A 20,099-nucleotide genomic window follows, 5' to 3' on the forward strand; every position below is an offset into this window, starting at 1 on the left:
GAGGGATGACAATGGAGATTTTAACAATTGAAAATTTGTCCAAAATATACGGCACAGGCGAATCGGCGGTGAAGGCGCTTGATGATGTTTCCTTTTCGGTCCAAAAAGGTGAATTCGTCGCAATTATCGGACCTTCCGGATCGGGGAAATCGACACTCCTTCATATGCTGGGCGGTGTGGATCGACCGACTGGCGGGAAAGTGTATGTTCAGGATACGGATATGTATACCTTGGACGAAACGCAGCTGGCCATCTTCAGACGCAGGCAAATCGGGCTGATCTACCAGTTTTTCAATCTGATTCCCGTCCTGACGGTGGAAGAGAATATTACGCTGCCGCTCTTGCTGGATCAACAAAAGGTAGATCAAAAGCAATTGGCTGATCTTGTGAACACGTTGAATTTGCAGCATCGATTAAACCATCTGCCGAATCAGCTATCCGGCGGACAGCAGCAGCGTGTCTCGATTGGCAGGGCGATCATCGGCAATCCTGCGATCATGCTGGCCGACGAACCCACCGGAAATCTGGACAGCAGGAATAGCAGCGAGATCGTCGATTTATTGAAAATGCTGAATAAGACCTATCATCAGACACTGATCGTAATCACGCATGACGAACGGATCGCCCTGCAAGCCGACAGAATCATTTCAATTGAAGATGGGAGGATTGCCAAAGACGAGGTGATAAGGCGATGAATATTGTCAATACATTAACCATCCGGCATCTGAAGCAGAACAAGAGACGAACGCTTGTGACTATCCTTGGCGTAATTATTTCGGTATCCATGATGACCGCTGTCATTACGCTTGTTTTTTCCTTTGCGGATTTAATGATCAGACAAACGATCACAGATACAGGGGAGTGGCATGTTCAGTATCAAGATATAACCAAGGAACAGCTTGCGGCGATACAGGGCGATGATGCAACCAAAACGGTTGCAATCACAAGAGACCTTGGGTATGCCCCATTAGAAGGGGGACAAAATTCCAATAAGCCGTACTTGTTCATTAAGGAATATGATGTGCAAGGGTTCACACAATTTCAGATTGAAATAAGCAAGGGGCGTCTTCCGCACACGGACAAGGAGGTTGTGATCTCCGAGTCTGTTGCAACAAATGGCAAAGTGAAGTACGGAATCGGCGACCGTCTAACGCTTCGCGTCGGCGACCGATTCGAACAAGGGGGCGATCATCCCCTGGATCAGACGGAACCGCTGCGCAGGGAAGACGGCACATTGACCGAGACATTACAGCATAGCATAATTAGGGATTATACGGTGGTAGGCTTCATTAAACGTCCGGTGTCGGAAACGGCTTGGGCCCCGGGTTATACGATCATTAGCTATGTCGATGATCATATCATCGGGGGGGACGATCGGGTCGATGCGTCGGTGGTCTTGCAGCAGGTCAATCCGTTCTTGTTCGCACATGCGGAGAAGCTGGCTGAGAAAAACCAAATTGACACTGTCCAATATAATAACGATTTGCTTCGTTATTATGGCTTGTCCAGCAGCGGGGCCTCATCCAGCATGATGTTCTCATTATCGGCAATCATTATGGGGGCCATTATAATTGGCTCGGTTGGGCTCATCTATAACGCTTTTGCGATATCCGTCTCGGAACGTTCCCGCCATTTAGGGATGCTAGCGAGCGTGGGGGCGACGAAAAGGCAGAAGCGAAATTCCGTATTTTTTGAAGGTATCGTCATTGGTTTGATCAGCATTCCCATTGGCATCTTATGCGGTCTTGCCGGAATCGGAATCACCTTTTCGTTCATGAACACAATGATTGAAGGGGCATTATGGACTAGTGAAAAGCTGAGGCTTATCGTCACGCCGTTATTGCTCTTGATTACTTGTCTTGTTTCGATGCTGACGATTTTCGTTTCGGCGTATCTCCCGGCGGTTAAAGCATCCAGGGTATCTCCCATGGACGCGATTCGCCAAACCACTGACGTAAAGCTTACGGCCAAAGCAATGAAGACGTCGAAGATCATTCGTAAGCTCTTCGGAATCGAAGCAGAAATCGGGCTGAAAAACTTAAAAAGGAACAAACGAAGATATCATGTTATTCTTTTTTCGCTTGTCATCAGCATCGTTTTGTTTTTGACAATATCGTTTTTCACGACTGGCCTGACACAATCTCTGGCATTGTCGCTGGAAGGCATCAATTACGATATTGAAGTGTCGTCCAGTAATGGCGAAAGACTAGATGACCGGTTGATGCAATCGCTTGTATCTCTGGATGGCGTCACGGAATACAACGTGAGTCATGAGTTAGTCAGGAACGCTTGGGTCGATGCAGCAAGCATCGCCGACGAGTTGCAGGAGAAGGTTAAGCAGGATAAGAGTATGCTGCAAGACGGGAAATACCCTTACGAAATTAAGCTCTATGCACTGAATGATTCGAGCCTGCAAGCCTATGCCAGAGCGGCTCACGCAGATTACGAACAGCTTACGGATCTGGATCATCCCGCCGCAATCGTGATGGATACGATTCATTACAAAGATATAGATACGGGAAAATATATTCAGACGAAGTCCATATATGCTAATATCGGACAACCTATCGAGCTAACGAGTTTTTTTAAAGCGAGCGAGGAAGAAACGAAGACAAATCAAGTGATAATTGCCGCATTGACGGATAAGGCACCGATGGGGATGAGCCCGGTAGGCGTAGGCGGGTTAAATATGATCGTGTCGGAACGCGTCATGAACCGGCTGGCAGACGGTGAGGAGCTGGCTAACGCTTCGATGTACCTCCATTTGAAAAGCACGGAACCGTTGAAAACGCAGCAGGAAATTGAAGCGATGAATGAGACCCATCTGAATGTCTACAATGTATATCAATCCAGAATAAGAGAAGAACAACAGATTCTGCTGATGAACGTCTTTTCTTACGGTTTTATCGTATTAATCTCTGCGATTTCCGTTGCGAACATCTTTAATACGATCTCAACAGGGCTGGCTCTTCGCACGCGGGAATTTGCGATGCTGAAATCCGTAGGCGCGACGCCAAAGGGGTTTGCAAAAATGCTGAACTATGAGAGTGTTTTTTATGGGGTCAAGTCGCTCTTGTATGGGCTTCCTGTCAGTTTCGCCGTGATGGTTCTGATCTATAAAGCATTTGCGAACAAATTCAGCTATGGGTTCACCCTGCCCTGGATGAGCATTCTGTCTGTCATTGTGTGTGTATTTGTCATTGTCAGCTCTGCGGTTGTTTATTCCGGAGCTAAAGTAAAAAAGGAGAATATTATTGATGCATTAAAGCAAGAGAATATATGATTCACTTACTTCACCCAGAGGAGGAGACGTTACTTAGGCGTCACACACAATCATGCGAGTTGACCGATTGCTCTCCATGCTGCTGATCATCTCCGGTAAAGGTACGGTAACGGGCAAGGAGCTTGCCGAGCATTTCGAGGTATCCTTGCGGACGATCTACCGGGATATTGAAAAAATAAGCGAAGCCGGCATACCGGTTGCCTCGTCCAGCGGCAAGGGCGGAGGATACTATATTATGGACAGCTATAATATAAGCGGCCTCTTTTTAAACCGGGATGAAGCTCATACGTTTGTAGCTGTAATGAAGAATTTACACGGCTTGTTTGGCAGGAACGAGGCTTTTAATGACATCATGCTAAAGGTTGAGCATACCTATAAGCAGGAGCAAGGTAAGCACAAACTGACTCTGGATATGTCCCATTTCAGCATGGAGCAGGAAATTAAAGAATTCATTGGGATCATAAGCAAGGCCATCACGGATAACAGGCTGTTAGTGTTCGACTATATCAACAGGGATATGGAATACCTGGAGCGAACGGTAGAGCCAAGCTGGATTGACTTTCGCCACGGCCATTGGTATGTGATAGGCTTTTGCCGGGTCAGAATGGACTACCGCAGATTCAAGCTCGTGCGGATCAAGCAACTGAAGCAGGGACCGCCTTTTGCCCGAAGAGAGCTGCCCGATGACCGGATCGCCGAGGTCATTGAGCACAGCTATTCGCAGCGGGAAATACAGGTTGTGCTCAGATTCACTTCGCGAATTGGCGCGCAGCTTACCGAGTATTTTCAGAAAGAGAAGATTAGCCGGGGTGAAGATGGCTTCTATCTGGTTTCAGATACTCTTCCTTATGAGGACGGCCTACTGAAATTCATTCTAAGCTTCGGCAAGGAGTGCGAGCTGCTGGAGCCTCGTGAATTACGGGCGGAGCTGCAGCAATATATGCAAAATATGCTTCTATCCTACAATGACTGACGCCCTGGTGTCAGTCATTGTGTTTTATAGTGGGGATATCGGCGGGAGAAATACATAACGCCCGCTATAACTTCTCTAGGAGGCAAGCGACTAAATGCACGAGGACACACGAATAGAACTGATACGGAAGCTGCAAAGATTGGAGGAGGAACGCTATATCCTGCGTGAGGGAGAAAGGTTACAAGATTTTACCAATCTAATGCTGCGGCATATTGGCGATCCGGAGTCTGAGCTGCGTGAGCAGATTTATTCCACTTTTCACATATGGCTGAAGCGCGATAATAAGTTCTCATGTGCGGAAATGCAGCATCTTTTGACTGTCCTGATGGATGACCGGCATTTGTTCTATCGGATTGGAAGCGAAGATGACCATAGTGTACTCACCAGGGCGTTTGCGGTTCTGCCTATCGTTCTTATTGCACAGCGGCACAGGAATAATTCATTCTTGACTCCGGATGAGTTCCAGCATCTACAGCATTCGCTGCTTCGCTACTACCAGGAGGAGAAGGACCTGCGCGGTTATCTGGCAGTCGAAGGCTGGGCTCATGCCGCGGCTCACGGGGCGGATGCCCTGGAGGAGCTGATCCGCTGTCCGGAAAGCGATAATGAGTTGCAGCGCGAGGTACTGGGGGCGGTTACAGGAATGCTGCATAACGGTGTCCGGATTTTTGACGAGGAGGAAGACGAGCGCATGGCCAGCATTGTGAACACGATGATTAGCGAAGCACTGCTTCCGCAGCAGGAGATTGCCGACTGGATTCATAGCTTGTCGCTGTGTACGGAATGGCCGGATACGCGCGCACAGAGAGTCGCCAGAGTAAACGGGAAAAATTTTGTGCGCAGCCTATATTTTAGAACGAGGGCCCACAATGACGGGAATAATCTTATTCTTAACGGCGCCATGCTGACGGCTGAAGCTAAATTGAACCACTTTACAGAGGCTAATTAAGAATTGCGCTAGAAATAATACATATGGAGGTAATTAAGTTTGAGTACTCACTACTATTTCAGTTGGTTTAATCATTTTTTTCCAGATAAGCTGGTCCATTGTTTGCAGGAGGATATACAAGACAGACAATCGCTTGTTATGATTAGCGCTGACCCGTCTGGTTACACAGATGAGCCAATTAACTTCGATGAACTCTCTGAATGGACATGGCTGAAACAGGCTAACATTATTTTTGATGAATATCATTTCATTGATTACCGCATGCAGAAGGAGGATGCCCAGAGGTTCATTCAGAACGCTTCTGTCATTTTTTTATGCGGCGGGTATCCTGTTTTGCAGAAGGATTTTTTGGCGGATTATGAATTATCGGATGTTATTAAGAACAGCGATGCCGTTATACTGGGTGCCAGCGCCGGTGCGCTAAACATGTCTGCAAAGTGGTTAAGCTTGAATGACACGGGTCATGAAGTTGAAACGAGTACGATTTATGAGGGGATTGGCTTTGATCATTTTGCCTATGAATCCCATTCTAAGCGTGGCTACGCCACTTTTGTTCAAGGCTACCTGTTCCCCTTGTCTGAAGAGATCGATGTTTATGCGGCAGAACAGGAGAGCGCTATACGTGTAAAGGACGGCAAAATCGAAACAATGGGTCCTTTATATTTAATTTCCCGCTCCAAGATTCAGAAATTGGTTGAGACGCTCTAATTAGGGAGAGAGGCTACCGAAATGAAACGCTCAAATAATAATTAGCCACCTCTCAATATGGACCTGTATATCCAGAGTATCCCGGTAAGCGGCGAAGAGATAAACTCTCTTTCGCCGCTATTTTTTTTAGATGAACATCATTTCCGCTCTATTTCTACTTCCATTATTTAAGCTAAAGTTAAAGTTTTCTTTAAGTTTCAGATGAGGGTTAAGTTGCTATGCTAACATAAATGAAGATAACAATTGGATGCACAAGAGGCTGGACACTGTAATAGGGTGTCAGTCGTTTTTTTTCATGTAATTCATTTATTAGGGGGAATAGTCTTTGTACAAACGGATTATTAGTTTAATGTTTGCAGTGTTATTGTTGGTCTCCCTAGTATCGCCAGGTTTGACATCGGCGCAAACGAGCAATCCTAGTGAGTCTAGAACAGAATCGTTGGAATTACCTCCATCCAATGAGCTATCAAGTGGCTGGAGTAATATCGCGCAAAATATCAATCCGGTTGCCGACGCACCGAATTTGACGAATGGGAATACAGCAAGTTCTTTCAATGATGTGAAGCAAGGCAATTGGTTCTTCGAAGCAGCAAATTATGTGTATCAGAATGGCCTGTTCCAAGGTACAGGGGAGCACACTTTCTCACCACAAGGCACAATGACACGTGCAATGTTCGTTACTGTTCTTGGACGTGTTGCAGGAATTGATTCTTCCCAATACACCTCAGCCTCTTCATTCACGGATGTGTCCGCCGGTTCTTATTATGCACCGTACGTAGAATGGGCCAATAAGAACGGTATTGTAACAGGGGTAGGCAATCGTAAGTTTGCACCAAACAGTACGGTGACCAAAGAGCAAATGGCTACTATTATGGTTAGATATTTCGAGGAATTTAACATCGACTATCAAACAGGAAATACTATTAATACAGAGCCAAACGATATTGGTAATGTTTCAAGCTGGGCAAAGGATGCTGTATTAGCATTATGGAGAGCTGGTCTAATCAATGGCGACCCAAGCGGTAATTTCAATCCAGCCTCCAATGCAACTCGTGCTGAAGCGGCTTCGTTTGTCATGCGCAGTAATGAGGTGATTAAGAAAAACACTTCACCGGCATCCACAGCGATCCCAACATCCACATCGACACCAACACCGACATCAACACCGACATTAACATCAACATCTGCATCTACATCAACATCAACATCCACACCGGTATCTACACCAACTCCATCTCCAACATCAACTAGCGGAACCTTCACCATTACATTTAATACAAATGGCGGAACCGCTATAGCGAATAGGTACGTTGTTGCAGGTCAATCACTAGGCGAATTACCAACTACGCAAAAAGAAAATTACACGTTCCTAGGCTGGTATACGGATAGTGAGTTTACTACGGAGGTTTCTTTAGATGCAATTGTAACCAGCGACATGACACTATATGCCAAATTCGAAAGATTATCGGATCAAGCACTCGAAGTTCAAAGTATACCTGTGATTAGTAAGCTGGATCAACCAAGCACATTTTCAATTAAAGTCGTTGATAGCTCTGGAGAATTAACAGAATCTATGATTAAGAATGCGATTAAGTTTAGCGCATCTACGCATCTTGATTTTGTGAAGTATTCAGGTATTTCCATAACTAAGGTAGATAATGAATACATTATTACTGCCAATAACAAGAATAAGCAATTTCCTGAGGGAGGTACATTCAAGCTCGTATTAACTGAAGATGCTTTAGTATTCAAAGAAGGCGATACGGAATATGATTCATCCACAAGGGAAGTTGATTTTACGACAGCTAAGGCTGAAGTCAACAATCTTAAATTCAATCCGGACCTGAAATTTATAAGTGCATCTGAAGTGTCTTTGATGAGTCAAGACGGTCAGCAGGCTAAGTTTATTGCGAACCCGTTATATACGTATGATATCAATAAGGGAACTACGGAAACAACCGTAAACGACTATCAGGATGGCTACTTCATTCATGATGGCGGTGGGATCGAAGTAGGAGATACCGTTGCCATTTATGACGGTGCTAATCCAAGTGAGCATAATGGAAGCGCGCCGTTAGAGGATGAAGGAAACATTTCTTACGTCCAAATTTTTTCAATCAAAAATGGCAATGAGTATCATTACGGTGCCCCAGATGTAGCGGATATTATTTTTGTGCCAGATGTTTTACCCGTAAATGCTGCTGAGGATACGGATGGTGATCCGAACAATAATTCAATCACGGTATCTGAATCAACGATGGATTTCTCGGATGCAAAGTATGCGGGCTTTAATTTCAAAGAAGATCTTACCGTCGAGCCAGGAGATTTCATAGCATTCTATACAGGGGAGTTGAGTGAGGCCTCTCAGCTTCTCAACTATGCACAGATCAGAGCAGTTAATCTTGCTAATAATACGTATACGATTACTTATGAGGCTATTAGCGAAGAAGCAATGCGCAGCTCATTCGATTATTATAAAAAAGATCAAAAAGTGGAGAATGAAAAGCTGCTTAGTGATGATAGCATTGCCCAACTGGAAGCAGAGATGACTAGTGAAGCAATGGATAGCGGATTTGCACAGCGCGCTTCAGGCTATCTTGCATCGATGGCACTGCAAACAGACAGCTTTAAGGAGCTTAATGTAGATAACCAGTTCAGTGACAGCGATATTCAGTATCTCAGTGAAAATGCAACTGCAGGTACGAGCTTGATGAAGATAGCCGGCTCAAAGGTGGAAGTATCTGTTGAACAAGTAAAGGTAGATATTTCACCGAACCTAAACCACTTCGAAGGAAAAACAGGTATCCGCGCCGCTTTACAAATTGAAGCAGAGGTAACCATCGAGGTTAGTGCAAATCACGAAATTAAAATTAAATTAACAGGGACATTTGAGCAAGAATTTTCAGTTAACCTTAGCGCTGGTGGGAATATTTACTGGGAAGAATTCTGGTTTTTCTCAATACCCGTCGATTATTCAGTATATGCCAATCTTGATGTATATACGTATACGGCCGTAAGATTCGATGCCAATCTCGGTCTATTCGAGAAAGAGGAAGATATTGATTGGAAGAGTGATGATGTTATTAACGTCGCAAGACAAATTAAGAAGGTTATGGAAGAGTCTGAAAAGTACACAGATACGGAAATTGATGAGATCTCAGACAGCTTACCGGATCTATATGCAGATTTCCTGGACAATGAAGATATTGATTGGGTTGATATCGTTACACAAGAAATATTTAGGACCCAAGTGCGAGTCGTTAATGGTATTTTTGAGATTGTATTTAAGGCAGAGTTCGTAGTTAGTGCAAAGGTTAATATCTCGGTTGGAATTATATATACGTATGAAAACGGTCAACGCTATGGTTTCAATATGCGCATCATTGCAGCTGAGGTTAGTAACTCTCAAACTACGCTTGTACCTGAAAAGTATAACTTTACCTTCTATGCGATGGGTGAATTAGGGTTAAGAGCCGGGATTCGTCTTACGGTAGAGGTCGGTGCCTTATCCACGGAGCTTAATAGTATAGGGGTGCAAGCAGAGCTAGGAGGGTATATAAAATTATGGGGCTTCTTCTATTATCATTATGAGAGGACTGAAGGGAAACCTGCGATTTCTAGTATGAAAGGGGCTTATCATGCAGAGATCGGGCTGTATTTAGAAATAAAAATTATTGCGCAGGCGTTTAAGGGAACCTTCTCAGTCGTACCTTACTCGACGACCTATGAGAAGCCTCTATTTGAAATGGGTACACGTAGCGCGATCCTGGATTTCTCTTACGAACAGGATGATGTTGAGCCGATAGAGATGCATGGTGAGTTTGGGAAGACGTCTTATCAATTACCACTTGAATACTTTATGATGGATAAGATGGATTTACACGATGGTGAACTGACTTCTTCTCCACAAGATGTTTCTTACTTTAGAATCAGTTTCTCGAATAGGGACAACTTCAGGTATGATCCCCGCAACCGTACCATCACACCTGATCGTGATGATGAAACCGGATATGATACAGAATTATATATCACTTATGACGGGCCAAGCGCATCATTAGGTTCTGATCCTCTGACTCGTACCTATACAGTCTCATATGATAATCTTAAAGACAGCTATACGATGACATTAAAGGAACTTGATGAAAAATTACCAATTTCTGATATGAGAATTATGCGGCAAATTAGTGGTAAATATTTGTCGGCGATTCCTCAGATCCCGGATCCTACCAAGCTAGGGTATACATTCATAGGCTGGTATAATGAGAGCCTGGGAACGATAGGCTGGAAGGTTCCGCTTCCAACTGTAATGGATGCCAAAGATCTTAATTTCTATGCTGCATTTCAACCTGCTACGGATACGCCGTATCTGGTAGAAACCTATACTGAGAATTCATATGATGATGGCTACACATTAGTTGATACAGAAAAATTAAGAGGAAAAACGAATGCTGTACCTTCAGTAGGTCCGAAAGACATCCCAGGATTCATTACGCCTCAAAAGACTCAAGTGGTTATTAAGGCAGACGGATCAACTGTAATCAAGTACTCTTATAAACGCGAAATGATTGAGCTAACCTTCCAGCTTGACTATTCGAAGGCAACAGATGATGTACCCATTGCCGCAACGCAATATATTGAATATATGAAGTATGGGGCCAGTTTGGATGTTCCGAGCTATGTGACGAATATTAAAGGTCTTACTTTCCTTGAATGGGAATCAATGGATAATCTTGTTCCGGCTACACCGAAAACCTACACGGCCTATTTCGATTTGAAGAAGGATATGAGGGTACTTGTAGAATATTATTCAAGAGACAGCTACGAAGGAGAATTCTCGAAAGTGGGCAGTGAAATTTATCTGGCAACTGCATACAAAGTGTTCAATGCACGTACCCAAGCGGCAGGCTATTATAACAGTCCCAATGAGTACGAGTTAGCAGATGATTGGGGTCTTCCAACAGATTATACAATTGTAGTAGATCCGGAACGTCCTAAAAATGAGCTTGTAGTGAGGCAATATCTACAGCGTAAATATGAGCTAACGTTTGATTCGAATGAAGGAACTTTTGCTGATGGTGTTTCTGGAAAAAGCTATTTAAGTGCAGGAATGCCTTATCAAATACCATCTGACCCAACGCGTGAAGGTTATACATTTACAGGCTGGTCACCAGCAATTCCGTCAGAGAATCGTGAAATGCCAGCGGAAAATCTGACCTACACTGCACAGTGGACGGAGGCTGCAGAACGTCAAAAGTATACGGTGGAGCATTATCAAAGAGGTACGGGTATTGATGCTCCATTTGAATTAGTGGATACAGAAGAGCTAGAAGGAATAGTAGGGGACACGGTAACTGCAACCCATAAAACCTACTCTGGGTTCTATGCTCTAGAAGGAACAGGTACCGATTATGCAACCATAAGCAGTGGAGTGGTTGATGAAGATGGCAGTACGACGCTCCAGCTATATTATGATAGAAATGTATATAAAGTGAAATTTATCTACATTGATCCATTTACACAAGAAGAAAAGCTAATCAATGAGGAAACCTATCGTTTCGGCGTACAATTCACGATTCCAAGTAAATCTGTCTGGGGATTAGGAGTGACTGGAATTGGATGGAAGGCGTTAAACGGGGCACCGGAAATTGATGAGTATGCTATGAACTTAGTACCGGCACAAAATGTGACTTATGAGCTTATCTTGCCTGACGAAGGAAGCGGAGAAGGTGGAGAGGGTGAAAATCCGGGATTTCCAGGTTTTCCGGGATTTCCGGGAAGTCAATTCCCAGGCCTTACGGGTTTTATAAAGTTCTAATGTAGTTGTTATCATTTAGTTGGTTCTTATGAAAAGGTTCATCGCGGCGGACTGCTGCGATGAACCTTTTTTTGCTGACTGTTCTATCACATAGATCACTTAATTTGCCGTCTTATTGATGAAGTCAATCTCATTTCTGATCCCTTTATGGGCGTCATTCCACAGGCCCTTTGTCAGGCGAATGCGCAGCAGACATGTGTTAGGGTCTTCGTCGTTATTGGCTTCGTTATACCAATCGGCGAATATAGTGCGCAGCTTAGTCATCATCTCGGCGTTATTCTCGTCACATACCCAGCCCAGGTTCTCACCGATACCATCGGCCGTAAAGTTTTCGACGATGATACAAACGGCGACTTCGGGGTTCTGGGCGATCTGCCGCATTTTGCCTGAGGTCGCATAAGTGACGGTGTAGAACGCGCCGTCCTCATAATAGGCGTCCACTATGCGGGCGGCGGGACGGCTTATACCATTGGCCCCGGGTTCCAGCGCGATGGTAGACAGAGTGATCAGGCCGTCCTTGTTACCCACTTGTTCTTCCAGCAGCTTCATGGCTTCGTCGTACTTGCTCATTATACTACCTCCTAAAATGTCATAAGGTATACATTGTTAAGCTTATCATTGTAAAATATTGGTGCATGTGAAGAATGATACGATAAAATAATAAATCGCCCGTATCTATGTCATCATGAATAATGATAAGGAGATGAGACTATGGCAGAAAACAAATTACTAAGAATGGACAACGTCGGTATCGTTGTCGAGTCTTTGGACGAGGCAATCTCTTTTTTCGAGGAGATTGGCCTAAAGCTCGAAGGAAGAGCCACTGTCGAAGGTGAATGGGCAGGCCGCGTAACCGGGCTGGGCTCTCAATACGTAGAGATTGCTATGATGGTTACCCCTGATGGTCACAGCCGAATTGAACTTTCGCGATTTATCAACCCGCCTGCTATATCAGATCACCGGACTGCTCCTGTAAATGCTCTCGGTTATCTACGTGTCATGTTCACCGTTGAAGACATTGACGAAATGGTATCCAGACTCACTAGGTATGGTGCTCAGCTCGTTGGCGAGGTGGTTCAGTACGAGGACTCGTATAAGCTCTGCTACATTCGTGGAACCGAAGGAATTCTGGTCGGTTTGGCGCAACAACTCAGTAATAAATAAAGATAAGAGCGGAACATAAGCTAACAGCCTATGCCCCGCTCTTATTTACGTTCACTCGTTTTCATGCGCTTTATCATATTCTATCTCAATCAGCTTAAAAAAGTCGGATGGCTTAATTTTCAGTCCCTGGCAGAGATCAAATATTTTCGTGACGGAAGGCTCGTTTCTGCCAACCTCAATCATGGAAATATAGGATCGGTCGACATTGCATTCATGCGCCAGATCCTCTTGGCTAAGACCTTGTTTGATACGTATAGCTTTAACGGTTTTTCCGATAACCCGTTTAATGATGTTGGACGGTTCACTCAAGGAAAATAACCCCTTTTAAGTCCATTATCAATCTGATATAATAGCCTTGACAGATAAAGTATTCAACAAAAAGTAAAATATATACATATTTACGGCATTCTGTACTCCTCAGTAGTCTCTCCATGATTCACGTTACACAGCCCAAAAACATACCGCACAGATAATGTACCTTCATAAAATGAAAATTATTCTTATAGTCCAAAGGAGGCTCTACCCGTGCGCCCATCCTTTCTAAAATCACTCAACCTTGATGTTATTGTGGAGATGATAGAGATGGCTTGCCGCTTGGAGAAGTGGGACAAGGTCGTTGAGACATCGGAGATATTATACGAATGTGTGCAGTATCTATATCAGGAGCAGCAGTATCGGAAGGCTAAGTCTTCGCCACTGTTGAGAATCGCGCTGGGACATCCCTTGGTCTATTATTACGGATTCAGTTATCTGACCCGAGGGATGGCTTATCTAAAGATGGAGAATTATGAGGAGGCACGGGTGTATATTGATAAGTATGCCGAGATGGGCTGGTTGGAGGATCTTGGTGAGGACGGCTTGGAAGTTGTAGAGGAATTCCGGTTTCTGGCGCAAGCAAACGGATATGCACTTGAACTTATATCTGGGCAGGTAGAAGTTCTGAATTCTTATACTGCCTTTCTGCGGGAGAATCCAGAAGAAGTACTTCCCGGACTGGATGTGATTCTGCAGGCAACGCTGCGGTATGGGTTGGATGTGGACGAGTTGCTGATGATGTTCGCGGAGCAAACGGCTGAATTCAGTACATATGAGGATGATGAAAATCTAGAACACTGTTATAGCTTCAGTCATCATTTGGCGCTTTACCATAAGCGGGCCGGAAGAATGATGGACGCAATGGAGCAGATAGTGCAGGCTGTGAAACTGGCCTATCGGTCGGGGAACGACAGTCATGCTACAAGAAGTCTGGCGCTCTTCGAATCGTTGCGCGATTGGGCAACGGTGGAGCAGGTCAGCGAGATTCAGGCGCTAATTAAGGGGTGAATGGTGAATACCGTGATGGATAAGGCTATCGCAGGAGGCGCTTGAATTTAATTTGGTACAGTTGTTCGCGTATCAGAATGAGAAGTTTATGGTTACCTCAGCAGAGAGCGATATTCAGGATATCGTAGGTATGCTCCGTGAGGCCAATGACGAGAAGATACGGGAGGCGAAAAATGTATTAAAAGAATTATTATGAAGCAAAGCAAAACGCACAAGCCATTGGCTTGTGCGTTTTGCTAGTGCTTAGACTTCGGCGTTTCCAATCTGCTACGCTCACGCATGGCGTTCATCTGCCTGGCGTGTCTTTCGGCACGGCGGCGTCCTCTTGTTTTGAGTTGGCTAAGCATAATGAGTAGCCCCAAAGTGCCCAACCCATAAGAAACCATATGATTCACTTCATTCCATAGGTTTGCCGCAGTCAGAAGGGATACCGCCCCGATGATGGTTGCAATAATCCGCTGTGTATTTTTATTTTGCGTATCGATCAATTTTTGCTCGAAGGAGCTCGATAGCTTTACCCGTAAATTTCCGCTATCCATTTTATCTACTGCAGATATGAACTTCTTGGTCGTAGGAAGGATCCCTTTGAGAATGCTCTTGCCTTCATCTACAACGTTAGAGAAGACATTTCCCCGCAGATCCCTGCGCACAACCTCTTCGACATAAGGCTTAACGGTCCCAATCAAATCAAGTCCGGGGTCCAGTCCGGTACAAAGTCCATACACCGTGCCTATGGCTTTTCCCAAAAATGTTGTGTTTGCCGGTAACTGAAAAGGCTGAGAATAGAGGAAATCACGTAACTCTTCCGCATTGTCACCTGACGTCACGAAGCTAAGGTCAAACGTATCCCCATTGATTTGTTCAAATAATAACGTGAGATTCCTCGAGAACACCTCTAAATCTGTATTCCGTCTTAAAAATCTCAAACGGGTAAGGGCATTGATGGCGCCGTGAGCATCTTTTAAATATACGGCCATTAGAAGTGCGACCATCTGCTCCTTCATATCCCCGGCAATCCGTCCGACCATTCCAAAATCGATTAAGGCTATGGTGCCGTCAGGCTGGACGAGAACATTGCCCGGGTGCGGGTCCGCGTGAAAGAAACCTTCTAATAGAATCTGCTCTACGAAAATTTCTATCAGCGATGTCGCTAATTGGGTCCGGTCCACACCCCAGGCATCCAGCTGGGCAAAATCGTTGATTTTTACACCCTCCAGAAACTCCATGGTTAGAACTTTCGAAGTGGTATAGGACCAATGAATGCCTGGAACCACGATATCATCCCGATGGATGAACTGCAGCTGGAATTCTTCTGCATTTCGTCCCTCTTGCTCATAATCGAGCTCGTCCATAACAGTATCGTGAAACTCAGCATACACCGCATCCAGGTCCATGAAGTCTGCAATCTTCGTCTGGCGTTTCAATAACGAAATAGCAACCTGTATGGATCTCCAATCAATGGCGATAATGTCCTCGACCCCGGGACGCATCACTTTCACTGCGACTTCTTCACCTGTTCGTAAGGTCGCCCGATGCACCTGTCCTAAGGAAGCTGCTGCGATAGGAGTTGTACTAAACTCAGCAAAAATTTCGCTAATGGATACTCCGAGTTCGCTCTCTACCTTGTGCTTAATCTCAGAATAATCTACGAATTCTACGGAATCCTGCAGCTTGGACAATTCATCAATAACTTCTTTCGGCAAAATATCCACCTGCGCACTAACATGCTGCCCAAGCTTGATAATTAAGCCACCCATGTCCATGGCGGTCTTCGTAAAATACGCTGCCTGCTTTCGATATAAGGCTTTTGTTTTCGCCTCTAAGCGCCGTCCCGGAATAAAATACTTTTGCTTGCCCAGCCACCAGAAATCCCAGGCGAACTTAAAAATCATCCGCATGGTTCTTCTGAACCGGAGATCCTTCATTAATTTAAAGAATTCGCTCATTCTTTTTCATCTACCTCAGGTCCTTTTTCAGCGGTCACAGGCTCCTGAGCATCATCTTCATCTTCTGAAGTAGTAGTGCTTTTATCAAAGATCGCTTGGGCCATACTTTCGAACTTTTTCGAAGCGCTCATGAAGAAATCGGCAAATTTGTTGAACATTTCGGCTTTGACCAGAATGACAGCGCCCTTACGCTTATTTCCGAAAACGATGAATTTCTCACCTGGCTTGATATCAAGCTCTTCCCTTGCTTCTCTAGGAATAACAACTTGTCCCCGCTCGCCCATTGAGGTTGTTCCCAGCACTTTGCCATGCCCGAATCCGTGACTATTTTCTTTTTTTTGCTGCATTCTAATCTCTCCTTAGATGATAAATCTGCACCAGTATGATGTTTCATACTAATCATATCATCAATGAATGTTGTTTGCTAAAGTCTACAATCCGTTATTTGTCTGAAATTTGTCTAAAAATACTGTTCTAGCTCGGCGATAAACAAGCATTCTTCCGCGTTACTGTGAATACCCTTATGAATGGTGCAAAAATCCGTAATCATTAAGGTAGGAGAAAGGGGCTCGAATGATGGAAGGCTCAGGAATTAGTGAGGGAAAGAAAAGGATTACGGCGAAAATAAGAGGTTACTTGATGGTGGTAGCTATCATCGTTTCGTTAATGACGTTAGGGACTCCTGTAATTGCCGGAGGCGATCAAGGGGGGACTCCCACGCAACTAGTCGTGACTTATGAGACGAACGGAGGCTCCACGATTGCCCCGCAACTTGTATCGGCGTCCGGAGGTAAATTGGTGTTTCAGTATACTCCGGTGAAGGAGTGCTTCAGCTTCGCAGGCTGGTACTACGACAGTGCGCTGACGCAAGCCTATAGTGGATCAGATCTAATCACCAGAAATCTAACGCTGTATGCAAAATGGGCGGCTACGGGAGAAAATATGCTGTGCGGCGCTACTACATTGACTCCGAATTTGGCATTGAACAGACCCGCGACGGTTGACAGTACGTGCAACGCCTCGCAGACTGCGGCCAAAGCCGTGGAAGGCAGCGTCATCAATGATAGCAAATGGTGCTCCAAGTCCGGCAACCGCTGGCTGCAGATCGATCTTGGCTCCGTGAAGCAAGTGAACCAATTCGTCATCAAGCATGCAGCAGAAGGCGGGGAGACCCCTTCCTATAACACGAAAGCTTACAATATTCAGGTCAGCACCGATGGTACGAACTGGAGTACAGTAGTCAAAGTGACCAATAATATGAAAAGCGTAACGGTAGATAATATCGCTTCAGTATCAGCAAGATATATCAAGTTGAACGTTACAACGCCTACGCAAACCACTAACCCTGCGGCAAGAATCTATGAGTTTGAGGTATACGGACCTCCAAATTTAGCATTAAATAAACCAGCGACGGTTGACAGTACATGCAACGCCTCGCAGACTGCGGACAAAGCAGTGGAAGGCAGCGTCATCAATGACAGCAAATGGTGCTCCAAGTCCGGCAACCGCTGGCTGCAGATCGATCTCGGCTCCGTGAAGCAAGTCAATCAATTTGTCATCAAGCATGCATCGGAAGGGGGAGAGACCGCCTCTTATAATACGAAGGCCTACAATATTCAGGTCAGCACCGATGGTACGAACTGGAGCACGGTGGTCAACGTAACCAATAATACGCTTGGTATTACGGTAAACAATATAACAGTAGTATCGGCCCGGTATATTAAGCTGAACGTAACGGCGCCTACACAAACCACGAACCCTGCGGCCAGAATCTTTGAGTTTGAGGTATACGGACCAGGTTCTATTTGACTGTAAGGGATTTTTTCGAGAAGTCGTGCGAAGGATAGTAATATAGTTCGCTTGTTGATCTGTAGAATATAATCAAAAAACGGCTGGCTCAGGGAAACCTGACCAGCCGTTTTTTTGGGGATCTCCTAGGTTAGGATGATGACTATTCCTGTAAATCCAGGGCTCTCACAGTAGCTTGTTTTAAGGCATCCATCAAAATCAAATAGGGACGCGGACCGTAGCTGATGCGGGCAACGCCTAACGATGCCAGTTTCTGGAGGGGGGGTGAATCCGGGGAGATCATAACGTTAACAGGTAGTGAAGACTCCTGGCATAATTTCTCGATCAGCATTTCATTACACAAGCCCGGCACGAAGATTCCGTGAGCGCCGGCTTCGGCATAGGCGTGTGCCCTTTGAAGGGCAGCTTCCAGGTGAGTCTCATCATGCTCGCGGGCGGCGGTCTGTAAGAAGATATCGGTACGAGCATTAATAAAAAGAGGAATCGATGCCTCCTCAGCGGCTTCCCGCACAGCTGCGATACGCAAGACTTGCTCCTCTATGGAGTGTAGTCCCGGTTCATGGATCTTCTGATCTTCAAGATTGACGCCTACGGCTCCGCACCCGATGATTCTCAGCACATTGTTCTTGATAATCTCCGGAGAAGGTCCATAACCGCCTTCTATATCAATGGTAATGGGCAGATCTACACTATTGCTAATCCGCTGAAGATTGGATAGAACGAGCTCGAAAGGAAGCTTCTCCCCATCATCGTATCCATGCGCTGCAGCTACAGACCAACTGCCGGTAGCAATAACCTGGCCCCCCGCTCCTTGAATAATTTGTGCGCTTCCGGCATCCCAGGCATTGACGAGGACTAGCGGGCTGCCGCTTCTGTGCAATTCGTGAAGCTTCCGTGCCTGTTCAAGTTGACTTTTCATTGTATTGACCTCCGATTTTCTCATGATTTAGCAGCCATTCTTTGCGTGCGACTCCGCCGCCATACCCGCCGAGTTTGCCGCTGGTGTTAATTACGCGATGACAGGGAATGACGATGGCTATTTGATTGGCTCCATTCGCTTGTGCTACCGCACGATAGGCGGCGGGCTTGCCAAGCGCCAGTGCGATATCTGCGTAAGAACGGGTTTCGCCCGGTGGAATTTTCTTTAGCTGTTCCCACACGCTCTTCTGAAAAGGCGATCCCACCAGATGGAGAGGCGTCTTAAATTCGGTTAACGTTCCCTCAAAAAATTGACTCAGCTCTCTCTCCATCGACTGAATGGGGGGTGTCTGTCCGGGTATAATCGCCGCCTTTAATCTTGTCCTTAACCGTTCAACCTCGCGTTCCAGACCCCGGCGGTCTACGAACTCCAGGAGATACAGCCCACTGTCGTCCGCTACTGCCATCATGGGGCCGAGCGGCGTGTCCAGCCACGATGCTCTAAGAATAAGGCTATCCTCTAACCGAGTAGGCGCTGCGCCCATAATGCGGGAGAAGGCATCCCGGAATCCGCTGCTGGAATCATAGCCGGAGGCTAATTGTGTATCGATAATCTTCCCTCCCGACCGGATGCTCTTCAAAGCGAGTCCCATTCGACGAGACCTGGCGTACTCAACGAAGGTCATACCAAAGCGCTTTTTAAATTGACGGCGGGCAGTGGATTCATCAATGGATAGCTCTTTGAAGTCTTGTCCCTTCCAGCGCTTCTCCGGGTTCTGCTCAACGGCCTCGACAAGCAGCCGGACGATATCAGAGACATGATTGGGATGCGACAAGGGACGGCAGCGCTGACAGGGGCGGAAGGAAGCCAGCAGTGCCTGCTGCGCGGTCTCGTAGAACTCACAGTTATCGTACTTTGGTTTCCTGGCGGGACAAGTCGGACGGCAAAATACGCCGGTGGAGGTGACGCCGACATAGAAGACACCTTCGTAGTCAGATTTTTTCTCGAGCAGAGCTTGATAATATTCGGCTTTACGTTCCTCATTATGGATCATGATCACACCTACATATTTAAGGATGAGTTTAGTATACCCCTTGCTAACGATGACCGTAGCCGAAAATCAGGCACTTATTTTGTATTCGAATGGGGAAACACTGGCTTGTGCGTTTTGCTGCAGCACTAGTGTCTCTCTTATTTTATGATTAATGGT

16 protein-coding genes are annotated in these 20,099 nt (G+C 45.6%); 10 read left to right on the forward strand and 6 right to left on the reverse strand.

Annotated elements, in window-relative coordinates; all coding sequences use genetic code 11:
* The first annotated feature begins 11 nt into the window (after nucleotides 1–11).
* From MHI42_RS20825 to MHI42_RS20850, 6 genes are all read left to right on the forward strand, one after another.
* Nucleotides 12–695 (forward strand): ABC transporter ATP-binding protein, encoded by a 684-nt coding sequence (locus MHI42_RS20825; RefSeq protein WP_074100000.1) that lies wholly within the window; start codon nucleotides 12–14, stop codon nucleotides 693–695.
* Complete coding sequence (locus MHI42_RS20830) at nucleotides 692–3,283, forward strand: FtsX-like permease family protein (protein ID WP_342420516.1); 2,592 nt, start codon at nucleotides 692–694, stop codon at nucleotides 3,281–3,283. Before MHI42_RS20825 ends, MHI42_RS20830 begins: the two co-directional genes overlap by 4 nt.
* 52 nt (nucleotides 3,284–3,335) lie before the next feature.
* Complete coding sequence (locus MHI42_RS20835) at nucleotides 3,336–4,256, forward strand: YafY family protein (RefSeq protein ID WP_342420517.1); 921 nt, start codon at nucleotides 3,336–3,338, stop codon at nucleotides 4,254–4,256.
* Nucleotides 4,257–4,350: 94 nt separating this feature from the next.
* Nucleotides 4,351–5,205: a DUF2785 domain-containing protein gene (locus MHI42_RS20840; protein ID WP_342420518.1), complete on the forward strand. Its 855-nt coding sequence runs from the start codon at nucleotides 4,351–4,353 to the stop codon at nucleotides 5,203–5,205.
* A gap of 39 nt (nucleotides 5,206–5,244) precedes the next feature.
* The gene (locus tag MHI42_RS20845; protein ID WP_342420519.1) at nucleotides 5,245–5,913 is read left to right on the forward strand and encodes a cyanophycinase; all 669 of its coding nucleotides are present in this window, start codon (nucleotides 5,245–5,247) and stop codon (nucleotides 5,911–5,913) included.
* 325 nt (nucleotides 5,914–6,238) lie between these two features.
* Nucleotides 6,239–11,728: an S-layer homology domain-containing protein gene (locus MHI42_RS20850; RefSeq protein WP_342420520.1), complete on the forward strand. Its 5,490-nt coding sequence runs from the start codon at nucleotides 6,239–6,241 to the stop codon at nucleotides 11,726–11,728.
* Between the two features lie 99 nt (nucleotides 11,729–11,827).
* Here the strand turns inward: MHI42_RS20850 and MHI42_RS20855 are convergent, their stop codons facing one another.
* Entirely contained in the window at nucleotides 11,828–12,298 is a 471-nt protein-coding gene (locus MHI42_RS20855) for a pyridoxamine 5'-phosphate oxidase family protein (RefSeq protein WP_076099768.1), read from the reverse strand.
* Between the two features lie 141 nt (nucleotides 12,299–12,439).
* On the opposite strand from MHI42_RS20855, the gene MHI42_RS20860 reads away from it, so the two are divergent.
* Complete coding sequence (locus MHI42_RS20860; RefSeq protein ID WP_171717735.1) at nucleotides 12,440–12,892, forward strand: VOC family protein; 453 nt, start codon at nucleotides 12,440–12,442, stop codon at nucleotides 12,890–12,892.
* 51 nt (nucleotides 12,893–12,943) lie between these two features.
* Here MHI42_RS20860 and MHI42_RS20865 read toward each other — a convergent pair whose 3' ends face one another.
* A complete protein-coding gene (locus MHI42_RS20865) occupies nucleotides 12,944–13,201 on the reverse strand; it encodes a helix-turn-helix transcriptional regulator (RefSeq protein WP_342420521.1) in 258 nt (85 codons plus the stop codon).
* A 216-nt stretch (nucleotides 13,202–13,417) separates the two neighbouring features.
* On the opposite strand from MHI42_RS20865, the gene MHI42_RS20870 reads away from it, so the two are divergent.
* Nucleotides 13,418–14,215, forward strand: coding sequence for a DNA-binding protein (locus MHI42_RS20870; protein WP_342420522.1), 798 nt, complete (start codon nucleotides 13,418–13,420; stop codon nucleotides 14,213–14,215).
* A gap of 52 nt (nucleotides 14,216–14,267) precedes the next feature.
* On the forward strand, nucleotides 14,268–14,411 hold the full coding sequence (locus tag MHI42_RS20875) for a hypothetical protein (RefSeq protein ID WP_171717732.1): 144 nt from the start codon (nucleotides 14,268–14,270) through the stop codon (nucleotides 14,409–14,411).
* A 40-nt stretch (nucleotides 14,412–14,451) separates the two neighbouring features.
* Here MHI42_RS20875 and MHI42_RS20880 read toward each other — a convergent pair whose 3' ends face one another.
* Nucleotides 14,452–16,161, reverse strand: a complete 1,710-nt coding sequence (locus MHI42_RS20880; protein ID WP_342420523.1) for an AarF/ABC1/UbiB kinase family protein — start codon at nucleotides 16,159–16,161, stop codon at nucleotides 14,452–14,454.
* Nucleotides 16,158–16,508 carry an AbrB/MazE/SpoVT family DNA-binding domain-containing protein gene (locus MHI42_RS20885; protein WP_171717730.1) on the reverse strand — a complete coding sequence of 117 codons (351 nt, stop codon included), beginning with the start codon at nucleotides 16,506–16,508 and terminating at the stop codon, nucleotides 16,158–16,160. The genes MHI42_RS20880 and MHI42_RS20885 overlap by 4 nt, the downstream gene beginning before the upstream one ends.
* A 292-nt stretch (nucleotides 16,509–16,800) precedes the next feature.
* On the opposite strand from MHI42_RS20885, the gene MHI42_RS20890 reads away from it, so the two are divergent.
* Nucleotides 16,801–17,970 carry a discoidin domain-containing protein gene (locus MHI42_RS20890; RefSeq protein WP_342420524.1) on the forward strand — a complete coding sequence of 390 codons (1,170 nt, stop codon included), beginning with the start codon at nucleotides 16,801–16,803 and terminating at the stop codon, nucleotides 17,968–17,970.
* A 142-nt stretch (nucleotides 17,971–18,112) separates the two neighbouring features.
* Here the strand turns inward: MHI42_RS20890 and MHI42_RS20895 are convergent, their stop codons facing one another.
* On the reverse strand, nucleotides 18,113–18,889 hold the full coding sequence (locus MHI42_RS20895) for an isocitrate lyase/phosphoenolpyruvate mutase family protein (RefSeq protein ID WP_171717727.1): 777 nt from the start codon (nucleotides 18,887–18,889) through the stop codon (nucleotides 18,113–18,115).
* A complete protein-coding gene (locus MHI42_RS20900) occupies nucleotides 18,873–19,943 on the reverse strand; it encodes a trifunctional transcriptional activator/DNA repair protein Ada/methylated-DNA--[protein]-cysteine S-methyltransferase (protein ID WP_171717726.1) in 1,071 nt (356 codons plus the stop codon). The genes MHI42_RS20895 and MHI42_RS20900 overlap by 17 nt, the downstream gene beginning before the upstream one ends.
* Nucleotides 19,944–20,099 lie beyond the last annotated feature (156 nt).

Origin of the sequence: Paenibacillus sp. FSL E2-0178, assembly GCF_038593005.1 — a bacterium.
Taxonomy (GTDB): Bacteria; Bacillota; Bacilli; order Paenibacillales; family Paenibacillaceae; genus Paenibacillus_AQ; species Paenibacillus_AQ phytohabitans.

What these genes read in the sequence shown, in the direction of transcription:
- MHI42_RS20885 (WP_171717730.1), bottom strand. Translation starts at nt 16,508, where the DNA reads ATGCAGCAAAAAAAAGAAAATAGTCACGGATTCGGGCATGGCAAAGTG.
- MHI42_RS20895 (WP_171717727.1), bottom strand. Translation starts at nt 18,889, where the DNA reads ATGAAAAGTCAACTTGAACAGGCACGGAAGCTTCACGAATTGCACAGA.
- MHI42_RS20880 (WP_342420523.1), bottom strand. Translation starts at nt 16,161, where the DNA reads ATGAGCGAATTCTTTAAATTAATGAAGGATCTCCGGTTCAGAAGAACC.
- MHI42_RS20840 (WP_342420518.1), top strand. Translation starts at nt 4,351, where the DNA reads ATGCACGAGGACACACGAATAGAACTGATACGGAAGCTGCAAAGATTG.
- MHI42_RS20900 (WP_171717726.1), bottom strand. Translation starts at nt 19,943, where the DNA reads ATGATCCATAATGAGGAACGTAAAGCCGAATATTATCAAGCTCTGCTC.
- MHI42_RS20860 (WP_171717735.1), top strand. Translation starts at nt 12,440, where the DNA reads ATGGCAGAAAACAAATTACTAAGAATGGACAACGTCGGTATCGTTGTC.
- MHI42_RS20890 (WP_342420524.1), top strand. Translation starts at nt 16,801, where the DNA reads ATGGTGGTAGCTATCATCGTTTCGTTAATGACGTTAGGGACTCCTGTA.
- MHI42_RS20830 (WP_342420516.1), top strand. Translation starts at nt 692, where the DNA reads ATGAATATTGTCAATACATTAACCATCCGGCATCTGAAGCAGAACAAG.
- MHI42_RS20835 (WP_342420517.1), top strand. Translation starts at nt 3,336, where the DNA reads ATGCGAGTTGACCGATTGCTCTCCATGCTGCTGATCATCTCCGGTAAA.
- MHI42_RS20825 (WP_074100000.1), top strand. Translation starts at nt 12, where the DNA reads ATGGAGATTTTAACAATTGAAAATTTGTCCAAAATATACGGCACAGGC.
- MHI42_RS20855 (WP_076099768.1), bottom strand. Translation starts at nt 12,298, where the DNA reads ATGAGCAAGTACGACGAAGCCATGAAGCTGCTGGAAGAACAAGTGGGT.